This window comes from Nostoc sp. TCL240-02 (assembly GCF_013343235.1).
Classification (GTDB): Bacteria; Cyanobacteriota; Cyanobacteriia; order Cyanobacteriales; family Nostocaceae; genus Nostoc.
Genome location: NZ_CP040094.1, coordinates 6,957,635 through 6,975,223, shown reverse-complemented (window position 1 = coordinate 6,975,223; position 17,589 = coordinate 6,957,635). Strand labels below are relative to the sequence as shown.

At 41.7% G+C, this 17,589-nt stretch carries 13 protein-coding genes; 2 read left to right on the top strand and 11 right to left on the bottom strand.

Annotated elements, in window-relative coordinates; translation table 11 throughout:
• Positions 1 to 65: 65 nt before the first annotated feature.
• The 6 genes from FBB35_RS29765 to FBB35_RS29740 form a co-directional block, all read right to left on the bottom strand.
• The gene (locus FBB35_RS29765; RefSeq protein WP_041565537.1) at positions 66 to 605 is read right to left on the bottom strand and encodes a late competence development ComFB family protein; all 540 of its coding nucleotides are present in this window, start codon (positions 603 to 605) and stop codon (positions 66 to 68) included.
• A 121-nt stretch (positions 606 to 726) separates the two neighbouring features.
• Complete coding sequence (locus tag FBB35_RS29760) at positions 727 to 1,662, bottom strand: M23 family metallopeptidase (protein WP_174712631.1); 936 nt, start codon at positions 1,660 to 1,662, stop codon at positions 727 to 729.
• Between the two features lie 856 nt (positions 1,663 to 2,518).
• Complete coding sequence (locus tag FBB35_RS29755) at positions 2,519 to 3,217, bottom strand: DevA family ABC transporter ATP-binding protein (RefSeq protein ID WP_174712630.1); 699 nt, start codon at positions 3,215 to 3,217, stop codon at positions 2,519 to 2,521.
• 81 nt (positions 3,218 to 3,298) lie between these two features.
• The gene (gene devC / locus FBB35_RS29750; RefSeq protein WP_174712629.1) at positions 3,299 to 4,471 is read right to left on the bottom strand and encodes an ABC transporter permease DevC; all 1,173 of its coding nucleotides are present in this window, start codon (positions 4,469 to 4,471) and stop codon (positions 3,299 to 3,301) included.
• 94 nt (positions 4,472 to 4,565) lie between these two features.
• The gene (locus FBB35_RS29745; protein ID WP_174712628.1) at positions 4,566 to 5,765 is read right to left on the bottom strand and encodes an ABC exporter membrane fusion protein; all 1,200 of its coding nucleotides are present in this window, start codon (positions 5,763 to 5,765) and stop codon (positions 4,566 to 4,568) included.
• 660 nt (positions 5,766 to 6,425) lie between these two features.
• On the bottom strand, positions 6,426 to 7,064 hold the full coding sequence (locus tag FBB35_RS29740; RefSeq protein WP_254625728.1) for a HupE/UreJ family protein: 639 nt from the start codon (positions 7,062 to 7,064) through the stop codon (positions 6,426 to 6,428).
• A gap of 449 nt (positions 7,065 to 7,513) precedes the next feature.
• Between FBB35_RS29740 and FBB35_RS29735 the strand changes: the two genes are divergently transcribed.
• On the top strand, positions 7,514 to 9,322 hold the full coding sequence (locus FBB35_RS29735) for an endonuclease (protein WP_174712626.1): 1,809 nt from the start codon (positions 7,514 to 7,516) through the stop codon (positions 9,320 to 9,322).
• A 210-nt stretch (positions 9,323 to 9,532) separates the two neighbouring features.
• Here FBB35_RS29735 and FBB35_RS29730 read toward each other — a convergent pair whose 3' ends face one another.
• Complete coding sequence (locus FBB35_RS29730; RefSeq protein ID WP_174712625.1) at positions 9,533 to 11,284, bottom strand: ABC transporter ATP-binding protein; 1,752 nt, start codon at positions 11,282 to 11,284, stop codon at positions 9,533 to 9,535.
• Between the two features lie 181 nt (positions 11,285 to 11,465).
• On the bottom strand, positions 11,466 to 12,119 hold the full coding sequence (locus tag FBB35_RS29725) for a hypothetical protein (protein WP_114082975.1): 654 nt from the start codon (positions 12,117 to 12,119) through the stop codon (positions 11,466 to 11,468).
• A gap of 380 nt (positions 12,120 to 12,499) precedes the next feature.
• Between FBB35_RS29725 and galE the strand changes: the two genes are divergently transcribed.
• Positions 12,500 to 13,498: a UDP-glucose 4-epimerase GalE gene (gene galE, locus FBB35_RS29720; RefSeq protein WP_174712624.1), complete on the top strand. Its 999-nt coding sequence runs from the start codon at positions 12,500 to 12,502 to the stop codon at positions 13,496 to 13,498.
• A 137-nt stretch (positions 13,499 to 13,635) separates the two neighbouring features.
• On the opposite strand, the gene FBB35_RS29715 is transcribed toward galE, so the two are convergent.
• The 3 genes from FBB35_RS29715 to FBB35_RS29705 form a co-directional block, all read right to left on the bottom strand.
• Positions 13,636 to 14,334, bottom strand: coding sequence for a hypothetical protein (locus tag FBB35_RS29715; RefSeq protein WP_174712623.1), 699 nt, complete (start codon positions 14,332 to 14,334; stop codon positions 13,636 to 13,638).
• A complete protein-coding gene (locus FBB35_RS29710; protein ID WP_174712622.1) occupies positions 14,309 to 15,556 on the bottom strand; it encodes a sulfite exporter TauE/SafE family protein in 1,248 nt (415 codons plus the stop codon). Before FBB35_RS29710 ends, FBB35_RS29715 begins: the two co-directional genes overlap by 26 nt.
• A gap of 339 nt (positions 15,557 to 15,895) precedes the next feature.
• Positions 15,896 to 17,101, bottom strand: a complete 1,206-nt coding sequence (locus FBB35_RS29705; RefSeq protein WP_174712621.1) for a response regulator — start codon at positions 17,099 to 17,101, stop codon at positions 15,896 to 15,898.
• Between the last annotated feature and the right edge of the window lie 488 nt (positions 17,102 to 17,589).

Sequence of the window (17,589 nt, the reverse complement as noted above, 5' to 3'; positions counted from 1 at the left end):
TACAAAGTCATTAGTCCTTTGTCCTTTGTCTAAAACAAATGACAAATGACCAATGACTATTGGAATTATAATTTTTGCTCAAAATTAGGTGCGTATGTCTGAAGTAAGGCACTAACTTGGCGTACAACCTCATTACCAGTGTTTTTGCCCAAGGCTTGCCGTTCTGGGAAGAAATTGGGTCGATCTAGGTAACGATTAATCGCTTCACTCACTTGCTGAGAAATTAATTCTTGCAGTTCTGCCTGAGCCGTTTGGCGCTGGAAGCTAGCACCCTCTTCTGTAGTAGCATATAAAGGTGGTAGTCGATTGAGAGCATAAGCGGCAATATCTCCGACATCTAGAGAACTTTCGCTGGTGGCTTCAATTTCTGCGACTCTGGCGATCGCTTCCGTCAGTACCAATTCTTCCATGACGTTAATGAATTGTTTGCGAGGTACCGCCACTACCTCACCAGTCAATAGCGCTCCCATGAGCCGATCCAGGGCCATGTACTCTTCAATTGAGAGTTCCGAGGCGTTATCACAGATTCTACCGACTTCTGCTTCCATTGCTGGTGTCAAATAACCATCCTGGAGAGCTTGTTCTACAATTTTTTCGATACTCATAACACTTATCATCATTTATGTTAGCAAAGCTTGGTAGGGACGGTATCAATCCAATTTATTTTGCCTAATCTTCAGCAAAAAAAACACAAATTATGCACAGACGCGATTAATTGCGCCTCTACTAATTAACGACCTTAGTTCGCCAAGGTGTTGGATCAACAGATTGTCCATTGACATACAGACCCCAGTGCAAATGTGGCCCCGTGGCAGCACCTGTTGAACCAACTGCGCCAATTACTTGACCAGCTTTTACAAGATCACCTTCTTTAACGTTAATACGACTCAGGTGCATGAAAATACTGGTGACTCCTTGACCGTGGTCAATGCCAACTACGTTACCGTGTATCCGAAACCCTTGGGATACCCTACCTACCAAAGCAACTCGCCCAGAGGCTGGGGCAATTACCGGAGACCCGGCAGCACCAGCGTAGTCAAGACCACGATGATAGTAGTCCTTTGCAAATGTACCATTATAGTAGCGACGTACACCATAGTTTGTACTCATCCGCCCTGCATTTGGCTTCAAAAATACCCCATTCCAATACTTTTCTGGTGTTTGTAGTGCCTTGAAAGCCGCTACACGCTTAAGTTCATATTCTGTGGCATCCACTCCGGCTTTGCCAGGTGGCAAAGTAATACGTTGTACGGGGAATTTGCGATTAAGCACATTCACAGCTAAGTTTTGTACTTGACCATCCCCTGCAACTTTAAGTGTTCTAGTTCCAGCTTTTTCAAGTGGAGTTGTGGGAACAAAAGCCCGATATTGATTGGGGGCAATTTGAAAGGCTGGGTATGTATTATTACCAGTCGCTACTGTTGGATTTGTACCATTTTCAGGATTATCTAGATTAATCTCTACCGAGATTGTATCCCCTAATTTAGGACTAATTGGAGTCACCTTTACTTGTAAAGCATCTACAGGCAATGCCAAGGTAATAGGGAGAACAGCAAATATTCCCTTCAACACATTTATTGCAAGGCGATTGGCTGTCAAACTTTTGACATCAAAACCGAGCAACTTCTTGTTTGAACTACTAGCACTATTCTCAATAATCATAGAGCTACAAAAATTCCTTGCTTGTGTTGGAAAATAGATTAGCTTATTTTTACTCGTGTTTCCTCTTTGAAGTAGATGTTTTTGAAACCCTCCAGAGACTTATGGACAGCAGACTTACATCAGGTAGGAAATAAGAGAGAATGATTGGTAACTGTAATTTAGTTAGTTGGCATTAACTTTATGTATTACTATATATTACATGTGGCATTGGTAATGATATTAAAATTTAACTAGTATTGAAGCAAAGACTTTATAGTGATTTGCCAGGGTATCATTTATTAGGCAACAAAAGAAACCCATTGTAATTATACCCATTACATAATACTTGAAGAAAATATTGAAATCAACTGGACACTTGTTCAACTGAACACTCGTACTATATTGTGAAGTTAAAATTAGTGTGAGTAAATGGCGTAACCCATGTAAAGCAAGGGCAAAGTATTACAAATAACCAGATTAAATTTAGGCAAAGTTCGATTTAGTAAGTTATAGAGCATTTAATTTGCAAAAGCAGGTAGGCAAAATGCCTACCCTACAATAATTTTTAGTAAAATAATATAGTGTTAAATTATAGAATTTTTAATTTATCTAATTCTTAATCACCGTTTACACACTAATAACAGATATAGGAATCCGCTTTGATTTTTGTTCGCGTAGCGTGGCGTAGCCATAGTTACTTGCGTGGGAAGGCAAGAGGCAATAGGCAAGAAGGCTTTTTGAGTTGTACGAAGTCTTTTTAAAAATCAAATATGAACTCTATATTATTATTGTTAATATAAGGTATAAGACAACAGTGATTTTACTTAAAATTTTCTGATTTCGATTTTTGAGCTTGAGGAATGAAAGCTGATTAACTTTAGGTTGAGAGTGTTAATTCTGACTTGAGCTTACCATCTTCCATATCAACGATGCGATCGGCAATGTCAAGGATGCGGTTGTCATGAGTAACCATCAAGATGGTACAGCTTTGTTCTTTTGCCAGTTTTTGCATAAGATTGACTACATCCCGGCCCGATTGACTGTCAAGGGCGGCGGTGGGTTCATCTGCTAGGATTATTTGAGGATGACTAACTAAGGCGCGAGCGATCGCTACTCGTTGCTTTTGTCCTCCAGATAGTTTTTCAGGATAGTAATGTAAATGATTTCCTAATCCTACCTGCTCTAACATCTGGGCTGACCTAGCTAGCATATTTTTTAACCCAAGATATTTGTGCAATTCCAAAGCCATTTTGACATTTTGCAGTGCCGTTAAACTCCCATGTAAGTTATGTGCTTGGAAAATATAACCGTTATGCCGTCGCGCTTGTACTAATTGTTCAGCACTAGCACCACAAAGTTCTCGCCCCAACACCTGCAAACTACCAGATTGGGCACAACGTAATCCACCAACCAAGGTTAGCAAGGTAGTCTTTCCAGAACCAGAGGGCCCAGTCATAATAATAATTTCACCGGCGTTAATCTCTAAGTTGATATTAGATAAAACTTGCTTGCGGAGGGAACTGTTACCAAAGTGGTGGTCGAGATTTTTAATAGAGATCACACGTTGACTAGTCATAAATGGCTCGGTTACTGGTAACAATTGTCATTGGTCATTTGTCCTTTGTCCTTTGCAAATGACCAATGACAAATGACAAATTTAGAACATATCAGCAGGATCAGTGGCTTGAAGTTTGCGGGTGGCGATCGCACCGGAAATTGTACACATAATGATAGTCAGCACTAATACCTGCAATGCCCGAATCGCAGTCATGTACATGGGTAAATTTGTGGCACTGCGAGTCAGTTGGTAAAGTGCTAAAGACACTCCCAATCCGGGGAGGAAGCCCAGTGCTGCTAATATCAACGATTCTTCAAGCACCACACCCAGCAGGTAGTAATTGCGATATCCCATTGCTTTAAAGGTGGCGTATTCCCGAACATGGGCATTAACATCGGTAGAAAGGACTTGATAGACGATAATCACGCCCACCACAAAGCCCATTGATACACCCAGGCTGAAAATAAAGCCAATTGGGGAATTTGTTCTCCAAAAGTTGTTCTCAAATTCAATAAATTCGGCGTGGGTTAAGACTCTGACATCATCTCTCAGGTAGGCTTTCAAGCTTACTGCTACTTTTTTCGGGTCATAGCCTGGTTTTACCTGAATCAAACCTAGACTGATGCTACTTGACTGTCGCCCAGAAAATAGCCGCAAAAAGTTTTGATCGCTAGTAATCAGATTGCCATCAGAACCAAAGGAAGCCCCGACTTGAAATAAGCCACTAATGGTAATTGTGCGCCGTTCTATTTCGGTGGTTAGGGTTTTACCTTGGTCAATTTGAGCGATCGCTTTTTGATAATCTCCTCTTGCACCGCGATCGAACAAAACGATATCTGGTAGCTTAATTGCCTGCAATTGCTGGTTAACATCTGGTAAGTCAAAGGCTGGCTTATCTGGATTAAACCCAATAACTAACACCCCCGTCTCACGATGTGTTTGAGGATTTTTCCAGATTGTATTATTGAAATACATTGGTTCTGCCGACTTCACCCCTGGTATATCCATTGCTTGGTAAAGTCGCCGACGAGAAAATGTAGACAAGCTTGGCAGGTTACGGGCTTGTGGACTGGTTAAAACAATGTCTGCTTGCAAACTGCGATGTAGTCTGGTGTTACTGTCATACAGCGCAGTCTGAAAGCCCAGCTGCATGAACATGAGAAGATCCGCAAAGGCAATACCTGACAAAGCCACCAAGAGGCGGCTTTTTTCATGGTTCAGTTGCAGCCATCCTAGAGGGGTTCGCCGTCGCAGTTGTTTGATCAATCCCATTATTAAGAGGCAGGGGGCAGGGGGCAGGGGAGGCAGGGGGAAGGGGGAGACAAGGAAAATAACCATGCCCAATGCCCAATTCCCAATGCCCAATTTATAATTCAATTACTGCCTTAACTTGCATATTGGTTAAGCTGGCAGCTTTTCGGCTGGAGGCTTCATCTAGCCGGATATAAACTTCTACTACTCTGTTGTCGATATTGCTGACGGGATCTGTGTTAATGACATTCTGCCGTCGCACTTGCAAACCTTTGCGATCTACGATTCCCTGCAATTCAAGGGGGAGGTAATCGCCAAATATTCGTACTTGTTGCCCTGAATGAACTTTGCCGATATCGCTTTCATAGACTTCGGCTATGACATACATTTGGCTAGTTTGTCCAATATCAGCAATGCCATTATTTGATACTAATTCGCCAGGATGGGTGTGGATCTCAAATACTTGTCCATTTTGGGGCGATCGCACTTGGGCCTGTTTTAGATTAACTTTTGCCAGATTCATGGCTGCTACAGCCCGATTGATTTCTGCTTGGGCAGCTTCTACATCTACTCCTCGTACCTCAGAAATTTCCTCAAGGGTTGCTGTGGCTTGTTTTACCTGTTGCTGGCTAGTTGATTGGGTACGATTTAACTGTGCTTGTGCTTCTTGCAGGCTTTTTTGGGCGGTTTCCAGGTTTAAACGCTTACTATCTCGTTGGGAGGCGGAAATTGCACCCTGTTGATATAGCTGCTGATAACGTTCGTCTTCTGCTTGGGCATTTTGCACTTCGGCTTGGAATCGCTCAATTGTCGCTGCTTGAGTATTAATATCACCTTGGCGTTCTGCTTCTAAGCGAGCGATCGCGGCTTTTTGGGCGACAATTTCACCACGTTTAGCACCTGCTTGAGTGCGGTTTAGATTTGCCTGTGCTACTTTTACCTGTTCTTGCGCCTCCTTTAATTCTGCCTGCAAGCGATCGCGGCTATTCAAAATTGCAATCAATTGTCCCGTTTTTACCCAATCTCCCTCCTTTACTAACAACTTTTCTACCCGGCTTCCTTCAGCAGATACCGCAGCAGAAAGTTTTATTACCTTTCCCTGTGGTTCAATTCGCCCTAAAGCTGTTACCGTTTTTAACTGTGGTAATTGTGTTGCTGGCACTTGTGTTTCTGGATTTGCATAATTTTGCCAGCGTTTTACTATATAAAAACTTATTCCGCCAACCAATAAAGATGCAATTATACCTATAGCAACAGATGGACGCAGAATAGACTTAGGGAACGTTCTGTACCCTAGCTTTGAGTTTCGCACCATAGATTACCTCTTAACTAGTGGCGCAGAAAAAACTAAATAGATTAAGTTTTTATCCTTACTTCTGTTAGTTGTTGTTAATTTATCGATTCAAAGTTCATAAAAAATGAAAATTGTTGACAATTTATCAATCTGCTGCGATTTTCTGTATACGATAATAAATCACTCTCCAGTATTAATACCATTTCACTTTAAGATTGATACAAATAGCCATCAGGAGAGCAGGGTGACAGAATTAGAGACAAATCATTTGTATCAGTCATTTCGTAAAATGGTATAAGAGCCTTATGTTAATGATGAGCTAGTTTTCTTTTTTGAAAGTACTTAGGTATAGTAAAGGGTTTCCAAATCGCGGGTTGTAACAGTGCCAACAATCCGAGGCAAATTAAGCCAAAAATAAATATTCTTTGTCATGATAAATTAATAATATTTAATTCCTAAAAAATCTCTTTAGATTTGATATTTCTATAATTTTTTGTGATATATTTTCACTATTAAAAGTTATTTTTGTAAATTAATTCTGTTAGTATATCCGCAATTTCTTCAGGTGTTATAAGCTTTTATTTAGAGATACCTTCTAAATATCTATCCACATAATAAGGGCGCACAGCTAAGTGTACGCCCCCATAAATAAATGTATTCCACTGAATTGAAATATGTGATTTAGCTCATCGAATTGCTCAAAAATACGATGCCGATTGCACAGAAAGCGAAGCCAGCAATGCTAATTTTCCAGGGTAGAGTTCGGTTTATTTCTCCCATACCCATTGCACCACCAATTTCTCTGGCACTCATGGCAACCACAAACAGAGTCAATATCATACCTACTATATAAGCAATTAGTGGGAGCATTTCTGCCCCAATAATAGAATCAGCAACAGTGTAACCCTGAAATAAACCAGCACTGATGCCCATCAGAGCAAGTACCACAAAGTTTGGTTGGTTTGGCATCATCAGCATAGTACTAAAAACGATGGTAGAAATAGCGATGGCTGCGCCAACGCTTCCAGCGAATGCTATTTCTATGCCTGGGAAATTTAGCTGGAATAGATGAATTACAATGCCTAAGATTGCTGCTAAGGCAAAACATCCAGCGATCGCAGCGCCACGAACAAACATAGATGACAGTAAGCCAATAGCAACAATCCCCACTAAACAATCTAAGCCAATTACTGGATCTGCCAATCCCCAGAGAAAGCCTTCCCACCAAGTAGTGATGGTATGACTATCTGGCGTTGCACTCAATGAACTCAGTAAGCTAATTAAAATTAAAGCTGCGATCGCTCCAATATGACGATCCATTAACTTCGAGGTGTAAAATTCCTGTGAAGCACGGAATTCTGATAATTTCCTTTTGAACATCACTATATGCCAAATTAGTTTTTTCGGTAATTTATACTACCCACCTATCCCAAAAAACTAACGTGGTAATTACACTACTTTGTACTAGCTTCATCAAGTTATCCAAAGCCACGGTGATTGAAAAGTATAACGGTCTACGTAGGCGCTGCTATAGCCTCTTGTAGAGAACCCGTCACAGACATCGCTACCAATAATTAATTATCAATATTTGATATTAAACACGGTATCTAATAGACTGCAAATGTAGTCAAAGAATAAAGCCAAATTTCCTTTTGTCCTGGTATTTTCTCTCAGGGAGAATGCTCACCTTTACTCAATTTAAAACTTCTCTTAATTGAACTCTATTCAAAAGAAGACTAATCTAGAAAATATCTTCATTGGAAGAGAGAATGAAACTCATCAAATTGTTGGTACTATTTAGTACTGTTCTCATCTTCTTTGTATGGATTAGTCCACTGCACGCTAGTCCAATAGCCCAATTGCCAACTCCTTTACTTCCAGTTACCCAACGGGAAACAACATCTCTAAAAAATTCCCAGGATGTATTGACTGTTGCAACTTTTAACGTCGAGAATTTAGACCCAAAAGATCGACGCTTTGATGATATTGCCAAAATTATCCAAAAGAATTTGAACGCCCCAGATGTCATCAGTTTGGTTGAAGTTCAGGATAACAACGGGCCAACCAATGATGACGTTGTGAATGCAAACGAGACTTACCAAAAACTAATTGCTGCGCTCGAAAATATCGGTAGTCCGGCATACGACTTTGTGGATATTGCACCCAGTGACGACCAAGATGGTGGAGAACCTGGAGGTAATATCCGTGTCGGTTTATTATTTCGGCCCAGTCGGATAACTCTAGCAAAATTGCCCAAAAAAGGCGGTTCATTAGATGCTGTGGCTATTTCTCAAGGTAGAAATGGTCTTGACCTTTCACTCAACCCAGGTCGGATTGATCCTACAAATAGTGCTTTCGAGGCAAGCCGTAAGCCACTGGCGACAGAATTTATATTCAACGGTCAAAAGCTGTTTATCATTGCTAATCACTTTGTTTCTAAGTTGGGAGGTTCTCCTAGCGATGTTCAACGAGTCAAGCAAGCCGAAATCGTTAATGAATTTGTAGGGCAAATATTAGAAGTTGACCCGCAAGCCAAAGTAATTGTACTGGGTGACTTAAACGATTTACCAGATTCTCTACCTCTGAAAACTTTAAAGGGTAATATTCTTGAGAATCTGACGGATAGTTTACCTGCTAGCGATCGCTTTACTTTCAAATTCCGGGGAAAACCTCAGCTTATTGATCATTTGTTGGTCAGTGAAAACCTTTCTGGTTTTGCTCAACCGGAAATTGACATTGTGCATATCAATGTTGGCTTTAGTCAGCCTGTCAGCGACCACGATCCTGTGATTGCAGCATTTACATTACCTGCTAACCAGTCCACCTCTGACCCTATCCCTCCAGTTGTTCAACCCACTCCCACTCCCGTAAATGATTCGGCAATTATATTGCCTCAATTATCCAAAGTCGCTTTAGTTAAAGAACTTGCTAAGAAGTATACGCCTAGCAAAACTTTGAACTACGATCGCGCCAGAGACGAAATGTTTGGCATTATTGACAACCAAGCAGGTATTGTGACAGACATCTATGCCAGTTACCAAATTCGTCTAAATGGTAATGGCGATCCTAGTCAGGAAGCTGACAAATTAGGACTGAATACTGAACACGTTTGGCCACAAAGTAAAGGGGCTGACAACGGTAATGCTCGAAGTGACCTTCACCATTTATTTCCTGCACGAGAAGATATTAATAGTGAGCGAGGAAATAAACCCTTCGACGATATAGCCGACACCAGTACTAAAAAATGGTATCGAAATGATACTGTTCAATCTACAATTCCTAGTAGAGCAATTGACGAGTTTAGCGAATCATCTTCTTCTAAATTTGAGCCTAGAGAAAAAGTAAAAGGGGATATAGCTAGGGCAATTTTCTACTTTTATATCATCTATCGGAATCAGGCTGAGAAGGTAGACCGAAATTACTTTCAGAATCAGCGTCAGATTTTGTGTAAATGGAATCAGCAAGACGTACCTGATATTACTGAAATAGAACGCAGTCACGCGATCGCCAAATTTCAAGGTAATGACAATCCATTCGTGCTAGATGTCACATTAGCTGAACGGGCATACTGTAAGTAGGTTGGCGGAAATAATTATTGTTGGTATAAGGCAGGGGAAAGGGGAATTGGGCATGAAGGGGAGACAAGGAAGAGGGGGGAGACAAGGGAGAGACTTATTCTATAATTTCCCCTTATCCTCCTTGTCCCCCTTGTCCCTTTGTCCCCCTGCTCCACTTCGGCTACGCTCAGTGACCACCTGCCCCCTTGCCTCTTCTCTTCGGTCAAAACTTTAATGCAGTAATTCCTCAACTTGATGCTGGCTCCACAAAGTTCTGTATAAACCCTGTTGTTGCAATAGTTCTAAGTGATTGCCTATTTGAACAATTTTTCCCTTTTCCATCACAAAAATTCTGTCAGCCGCAGCCGCCGCAGATAATTGATGGGTAATGAAAATTACTGTTTTGCGTTGAGTACCACTGGAGAGATTTTTGAGGATTTGCGTGGCTGTTTGATTATCCACACTAGAGAGAGCATCATCCAAAATTAACACTGGCGCATTGACCAGCATAGCTCTAGCTAAGGCAGTGCGTTGTCGTTGACCACCAGAAAGAGTAATACCGCGTTCACCAACAAGAGTTTCATATTGCTGAGGAAAACTGTTAATTTCTGATTCAATTTTGGCAAGTTTAGCAACAGATTCTATCTGCTCTTGTTCGCTAATTGGATCGCCATAGCGGATATTATTTTTGATTGTAGTACTAAATAGAAAACTATCTTGAGGAACGTAAGCGATCGCACCTCGTAAATCTGCCAAAGCTATTTTAGTAATATCCAGCCCATCTAAAAACAATTGTCCTGATTCAATATCCAACAAGCGCGGTAAAGCATTCGCCAAAGTGGATTTTCCCGAACCAATTGCCCCAACAATGGCCACGGTTTCTCCAGGAGCAATAGTAAAGTTAACGTTTTCTAAAGCTGGAGTAGAAGAACCAGGGTAACTGTAGCTGAGATTTTTCGCTGTCACTTCCCCTTTAAGTTCAGCTGCTGGTAGATGTATAGCATCGGCTGCATCTTGAATTTTCGGTGTGACAGAGAGAATAGATTCAAGGCGATCTATACTAACTTCACCCCGTTGGTAGGCAGTAATTGTGAATCCTAAAAGGGCTGTGGGGAAAACTAGACGCTCTACATAAATTAACAGTGCTAAAAAATCGCCAACCTGAAGCGCTCCAGAAGACATCCGCGCTGTTCCTAGCCAGATAATTACCAACGAACTGACATTAGCTAGTCCACCAATTAGCGGAAAAAGTGTATTTCGGAGTTTTGCCAGTTCCAAGTTAGCAGTCAGTAGCTGCTGATTTTTCTTGGAGAAGGCTCGACGCTCGTTTGCTTCTTGGGCATAAATTTTAATTAAGGCAATGCCACTAATATCCTCCTGGATGAGTTCGCTGATTTCAGAGAGTTGCTCTTGGACTGCTGCTTGTTGTTTGCGTAAGCGATCGCTAAACAGACTCACCAACAAGAGCATAAAAGGGTAAACTGCCAGAGACGCTAGCGTCAGATCCACACTAATCGCTAGCATTACTGGCAGTGTCAGGGCGTAGGCAAACACGGTATTTGCCAAACTCAAAACGGCAAAACCCAATAACCGTTTGATATTGTCCACGTCACTGGTAGCCCGATTAATCAAATCGCCAGCAGTATTACTGGCAAAATAAGCCGGCTCCAGCTTGAGTAAGTGTTCAAAAATCCGTTGTTTCAGGTCAAATTCCACCTGACGACCCACCCCAAATAGCCAAATGCGTGATGCCATCCGCATTAGCCACATCGCCGAACTGAGCAAGACAATGATTACTACATAATGTAGTATTTCGTTCCAGTTGAAGGTTGTTGAGAGTTTATCAACACCAGCACGAATCAACCAAGGGATATAAACACCCAGTGCATTGACAGACAACAAAGCGAGAATGCCTAATGACGCTTCCCGCCAATGGGGTCGTAAGTAAGCACTAAGTTTAGCGATTCGTCGAGATTTTGCCATTAAAGCAATTTTGCAACTTTATCATCCTAGATTAACTGCTAGCCCAAGCAGGCAGCTATGTAGAGGGAATGGGAATGGGGAAGGGAAAAACCTATTTGGGGACAGTGGCTAACTAATTCAACCCTTTGCCCTTTGCCCTTTACCCTTTACCCTTTACCCTTTACCCCTTTTTTTTACTTTATTACCGTTGAACACGCAAAAACCTGTAAATTTCAACGAGATAACTTTCCCAAGTTCTTGTTGTCAATTGCAACGTTTCCGAATTTGGTACAAAGTCTTCAAGTCGTAAACCGCGTGTGCGAATATCTTGAGGATTTCCTTGTAACAGGTAGGGAGGCACTCTCAGATTATAAGAAATAATGCTATCTCCCTTTACATCTGAGATGTTTGCTGTGGTGTTTGGTTGCCCTAATGCCACCAGTATCCCAGATGTTGGTGCAGCAGATGCTACAGATGTGTCACCTGTCATTGCTAGAGGTGCGCGATAGAGGAAATAGGCTACTGCTGGTGTACTTGCCAACAGCAAAATCGTCAGTGCCCAACCTATCAAGTATCCTCCTGGTTTTTCGATTCCACCTCCTTTAATTTTTTGAGCAGCCAAAATCATCAGTAAAACAGAGGCCCCCAGAGGCTTCAGTGGAAAAGATAGCATTCTCCACAAAGATGCCACAGCTGGTTCACTGGGGTTAAGAAATGAAAGGGCTACGATTACCAAGATAACGACTAAGATTAATCGCCCTACAAAAGTTCCAGAGGGATAAAATCGCTGGAACAAAGAATATACGATAGTGCCAATCAGCAGCCACAGCAGTACCCGGCTTAGCAATAGAAACATAGATTAACTCTCAAATTTTCTGGTGCGGTGAGCCAGTGTGGTGGTAAGACAGTCCACTTGACTAGGGGTTTTTATGCCCCAGGAGTAACTGTCCTGCATGGTTTCCCTGTATAAAACAACTAGTGACTTCTTAGCCGCGACGCTAAAAGCGTCACCCATAAGGGTCAACCTAGAGGTTTCGGGAAATGGATTTATTTTATTGTCAAATTGTAATCGTACTGTTTGACTTAAAATACTTCAAACCTCACACCCAAAGACTACCGTCGTAGTGATTTTAGTTCAAATTTTTAACACTGCGTCTATTATTTATAATTTTCCAGAAGAGTAATGTGGCACCGGTAAACTAAATTAATTGAGTAATCCACTTAAAAGGAAAAACTATGTCGTCTGGAAAACCTACCATTTTGGTAACGGGGGGAGCTGGATACATTGGTTCTCATACGGTGCTAGCTTTGAAGGAAGCGGGTTATAACGTTGTCATCCTTGATAATCTGGTCTATGGGCATCGTGACCTGGTAGAAAAGATTTTACAGGTAGAACTGGTAGTAGGGGATACAGGCGATCGCGCTTTGCTAGATCACCTATTTAAAACCCGTGATATTGCTGCTGTGATGCACTTTTCTGCCTACGCCTACGTAGGAGAATCAGTGACTGATCCGGCTAAATACTACCGTAATAACGTTGTTGGGACTTTGACTCTGTTAGAGGCGATGCTGACGGCATCTGTGAAGAAATTTGTCTTTTCTTCTACCTGTGCTACCTACGGCGTGCCAGAATTTGTACCCATTCCAGAAAACCATCCTCAAAATCCGATTAATCCTTATGGCGCTACAAAGCTAATGGTAGAGCGGATTCTTTCTGATTTTGATGTTGCTTACGGTTTTCAATCAGTGCGTTTCCGCTATTTTAATGCTGCTGGTGCTAATCCCAATGGCTTACTCGGCGAGGATCACAATCCAGAAACCCATTTGATTCCCTTGGTGCTGATGACAGCTTTAGGCAAACGAAAATCCATCTCAATTTTCGGCACCGATTACCCCACGCCTGATGGTACTTGTATTCGTGATTATATTCATGTTAACGACTTAGCAGATGCCCATATTTTGGGATTGGAATATTTATTAAAAGGTGGCGATAGCGAAGTTTTTAATTTGGGCAATGGTAGCGGCTTCTCTGTCAGAGAAGTAATTGCAGCCGCCGAACAGGTGACAGGAACTTCGATACCAGTAGAAGAACGCGATCGCCGTCCCGGAGATCCCCCAATTCTCATTGGCACCAGCGAGAAAGCCAGAACAATCTTAGGCTGGCAACCTCAGTATCCATCCATCGAAGATATTGTCGCTCATGCGTGGCAGTGGCATCAGAAGCGACATAAGTAGGGAATGGGGAATTGGGCATGAATAAGAGACAAGGTAGACAAGGAAGAGGGGGGAGACAAGGGAGAGATTTGTTCAATAATTCGCCCTTGCCTCCCCTGCCCCCTGCCCCTCTGCTCCCCTGCCCCTCTGCTTCTTTCCTACTCCCCACCCCCTCTCATGTTTCGCAATACGACAACTAAGATGCCGATAAATCCGAAGATTGGTAGTGCGATCGCCCAAATGGGTAATTTCTGAGATTCACCCTCTACTAAATCACCATTGACATCTCGCTGAACTTGTGTATTTTGTGTAGAACCGCCTGCTACAGTAACTTCAAATTTGAACTTAAAAGGTTTGAATCTTGCCCCAGAGACTGGTTTACCATTTAGTTGCAACTCATAAATACCTGGTTTGGGAAAGGTAATTTCTGCACCTGGAATACCTTGATAACGTTCGGCTGCTACAGCTTCTAACCGTGGTTCTAAGAGTGCAGGCTCTCCGGTTGCATAAGGTTCAGCATAAACAGCCAACCGACAATTACACTGTGACAGGGGAATAACCCTTCCACCTCTGCGGGTAAGCGCAAACCAGACTTGGGACGGTTCTCCAGCCCGAGGATTATCATTTGGTTCAATGTGGAGAGTACCACCAACATCTCCAGCAACTTCCACCTTATGAGCAGATGCAGGGTAAAGATTAGTGACTGACATAACTAAGAAACTCAGGAATAATAAATACTTTATTGTTCCTTGACTCTTCCAATAAATGCCTTTGAGTAGGTGATGCCTCTGTTTTTGACTCGTTGGGATTGAGCCAGAGAACAAGGATAATTTACCGCGATTTTGTTGGGGGGACATAAAACTTTTCTACGGCTAACTTTGACCAAAAAAAACGCGAACGCACTAGTAAGACACTGAGGGTAAGAATTCCCATCAGTACTGCCGCTAAGTTATTTCCCCAAGTTGATTGCAAGGAACCCAGGTAATGGGAACCAATCAACACAGCATGAATAGCACTCAAGAGCAAAGCTGGCACACCCAATAGATGAATCTGTCGCCAACGCTTGCCCAAAGATTTCTGCAACGATTCCCAACTCGTTAAAGCGGCGGGGGACATTAATATTAATGCTACAGCACCCGCAGCCATACCCCACTGAAATTCTGGCGGCATAAAAGAAAAGGCGGCAAAATTCCATTGCAATGAGTGTTCTATCATGTGGAAGGTGTGAACCACAGAAAGCACAAAAGATCCCACCCCCAAAGCGCGACGATAACGCAATGGTGAAGCCCACAACCCACTGATAGGACGCGCAATTAACGCCAATATTAAGCAGAATAAAGCGGTGTGCCCGGTGTAATCTACCATTGTGTCACCAGTCCGTAACAGGGTAATGATGCCAATGGTGAGTGTCACCCAACCGCCTAATCGAAATAACTGACTGCGCTTGTCTTTACTTACCAAGGATGTAGAGATGCCTACACCTAGCATAGTGGGCAGGGTTCCTAGTCCAAAAGCCAGCATGGTTGCCCCACCCATCCATAAATTGCCAGTTTCAACGGCTTTAATTTGGGCAGCATACAGGAAACCACAGGGCATTAAACCCCAAGTCATCCCCAAAAGTATTGGTGTCCACCATTTGGTTTTAAAGGAAAGCTTAACCATTCCTGTGCCGAGGCGATCGTGTAGCTTACCTTGTAATAGGGGATGTAGAACGGGAATATGCGGGAGCAAATCTGGTTTTACTTGTCCTAAGCCAAACCAAATCAGCATCACACCAGTCAGAATTGCCATCCAGTGCCGAAAGTCGCTGCCAATACCCGCTAGCTGTCCACTTTGCAGCAATACCGAACCTAACGCCCCAATTCCAGCACCGACTAGAGCATAGCTCAACATCCGCCCCAGGTTTAACAAAAGATGAAATTTTAATTGTTGTCGCCAAGTGTTCGGCTTGTCTAAGGGTGATGTCCCTTTCGGCTGATGAGACAGGGAAAATGCCACTGTTAAAGGGCCACACATCCCAAAACAGTGCCCAAAACTCCCCAGGAACCCCAGGATTGAGATCAGCAACAAATCTACCATAAAAAAAGTCCTGAGTTCTGAGTCATGAGTTCTGAGTGTCAGAATAAAGATTTTGAAAATGTAATAAGAAATTCTTTTCTTCTTTACTTAGTACTCAGCACTCCTCTATTGCGGCACTCTACATAAAGTTGCGATCGCTGTCAAAAGACAAGTTGTCAAACTTGACATTCACTATATAAAAAAAGTAAACAAGCCTGCGTGTAAACATTTATAAAATTAATTTTACAAATAAAGTACACCATCCCCAGCTATCCCCAATGTATTGAGTAGAGTAGGTGAAAGTGTGAGTGGGGTATTATTTTTACCTCACAAAGTTTAAATCTGCTGTATGAATTATTTTTACAGGCTTAATGGTAGTATAACTGTGAATCTTGTCCAACCTTGAGTACTGGTAAATTCTATTGTGCCTTGGAGATATTCTACAAGCCTCTTAACTAATGCCAAGCCTAATCCTGTACCGCCATTTTTCCAGAAATCGTTGTCAGGAATCCGGTAAAATGGATCAAATATTCGAGATTTATCTTTTTGAGGAATGATTACGCCAGAATTGCTAATTTTAATTTCAAAGAAGGGGACTTGAGAATCGATTTCTATCCCAGATTGAGCATCTTCATTAATTAAATCTTTTGTAAGGTAGATGATCTGAGCAGTTAATTGAATCTCTTCATCAGGAGGAGAACATTTGCAAGCGTTGTTGAGTAACTCTGAGACAATTTTGGACAGAACAGCTAAGTCGGTAACTATCGGTGGTAAGTTTTGAGGGATGCTAACCTGGAAAATCTGTTGCTGAGATCGAGCGCGTTCTCGAAAATACAAGGCTAAATGAGGGAGCCACTCTTGAAGTTGAAATGAACTTATTTCTAATGGATAGACATCTGTATCAATCATTTGCATAGATAGCAGATTGTTCACTAAATCTAGCCCCTCTTCACACTGTTGACGCAGAATAGTTAGGTAGCCAGCTACAGACTCAAATGGAGAAAGTAACTCTGAATTGAAAATGCCTTCTCGCTCAAGAATATTTTCTAGCACGGAGATTGTCATTTTGATATTCTTTAATGGCATTCTCATTTCATGAGAAGTGGTTGCTAAAAAATCCTCTTTAAACTGATTTAGCCGTTGCAATTGTGATAATTGCTCCCGTTGATAGCAATTGAGTGCTGTTTGAATGGCAACATAAAGTTGTTGTTCTTTGATAGGTTTGAGAATGTAACCAAAAGCAAATGTCAATTTAGCCCGATCCACAGTGCTTTTGTCAGAATGTCCAGTGATGTAGACAATAGGGATTTGAAAACGATTCCAGATTAGTTCTGCCGCATGAATACCATCCATCTCACCCTGCAACTGGATATCCATCAAAACCAAGTTTGGGAGTAATTCAGCAGCTTTCTCAATTGCTGTTTCTGCGGAATCAGCTATATCTGAAACAGTGTATCCTAGCAATTCTAAAGTTTCTTGTAAATTCATAGCCAGGATATATTCATCCTCAACAACCAGAATCCGAACTGTCTCTGTTGTCTGAGTGTTTGATAAAATACTGTTCATGTTCATAAGCTGCTTTTTCTCAAATAAGTTTTGAAGTCAGTAAGTTGGCACAATAAAATCAAACTATGTAATATTAATTAACTAGGCTAAAATCCTTATTCCTATTGACTATTGACTATTGACTATTGCCTTATCTCAACGACAATTATTTCCGCCCACTTACTTATATAAAAATAATAAAATGCTATAAGCTAGCTTTTGCAATCCGGGCGAAAACGCCCAAATATCGGAGTTTTGTTAAATATTTGTTTGAAACATCTGGGCGTTTTATTTTTTCGACATCCCTGAACTTCGTTCAATACTGATAAACAATATTGAGAAAGTAATATAGTTGCTTACTTGCTTACTAAGCTTTGCATACGAAATATAAGTTTTAATTATTTTAGTATCAAACGTTGGAGGTAATTTAGCAGTATTATTTCAACCGACATAACCCAATACGCTTAGGTTCAGAAGTGTTGAATGTTAAGAAAAATCCGATAAAAATA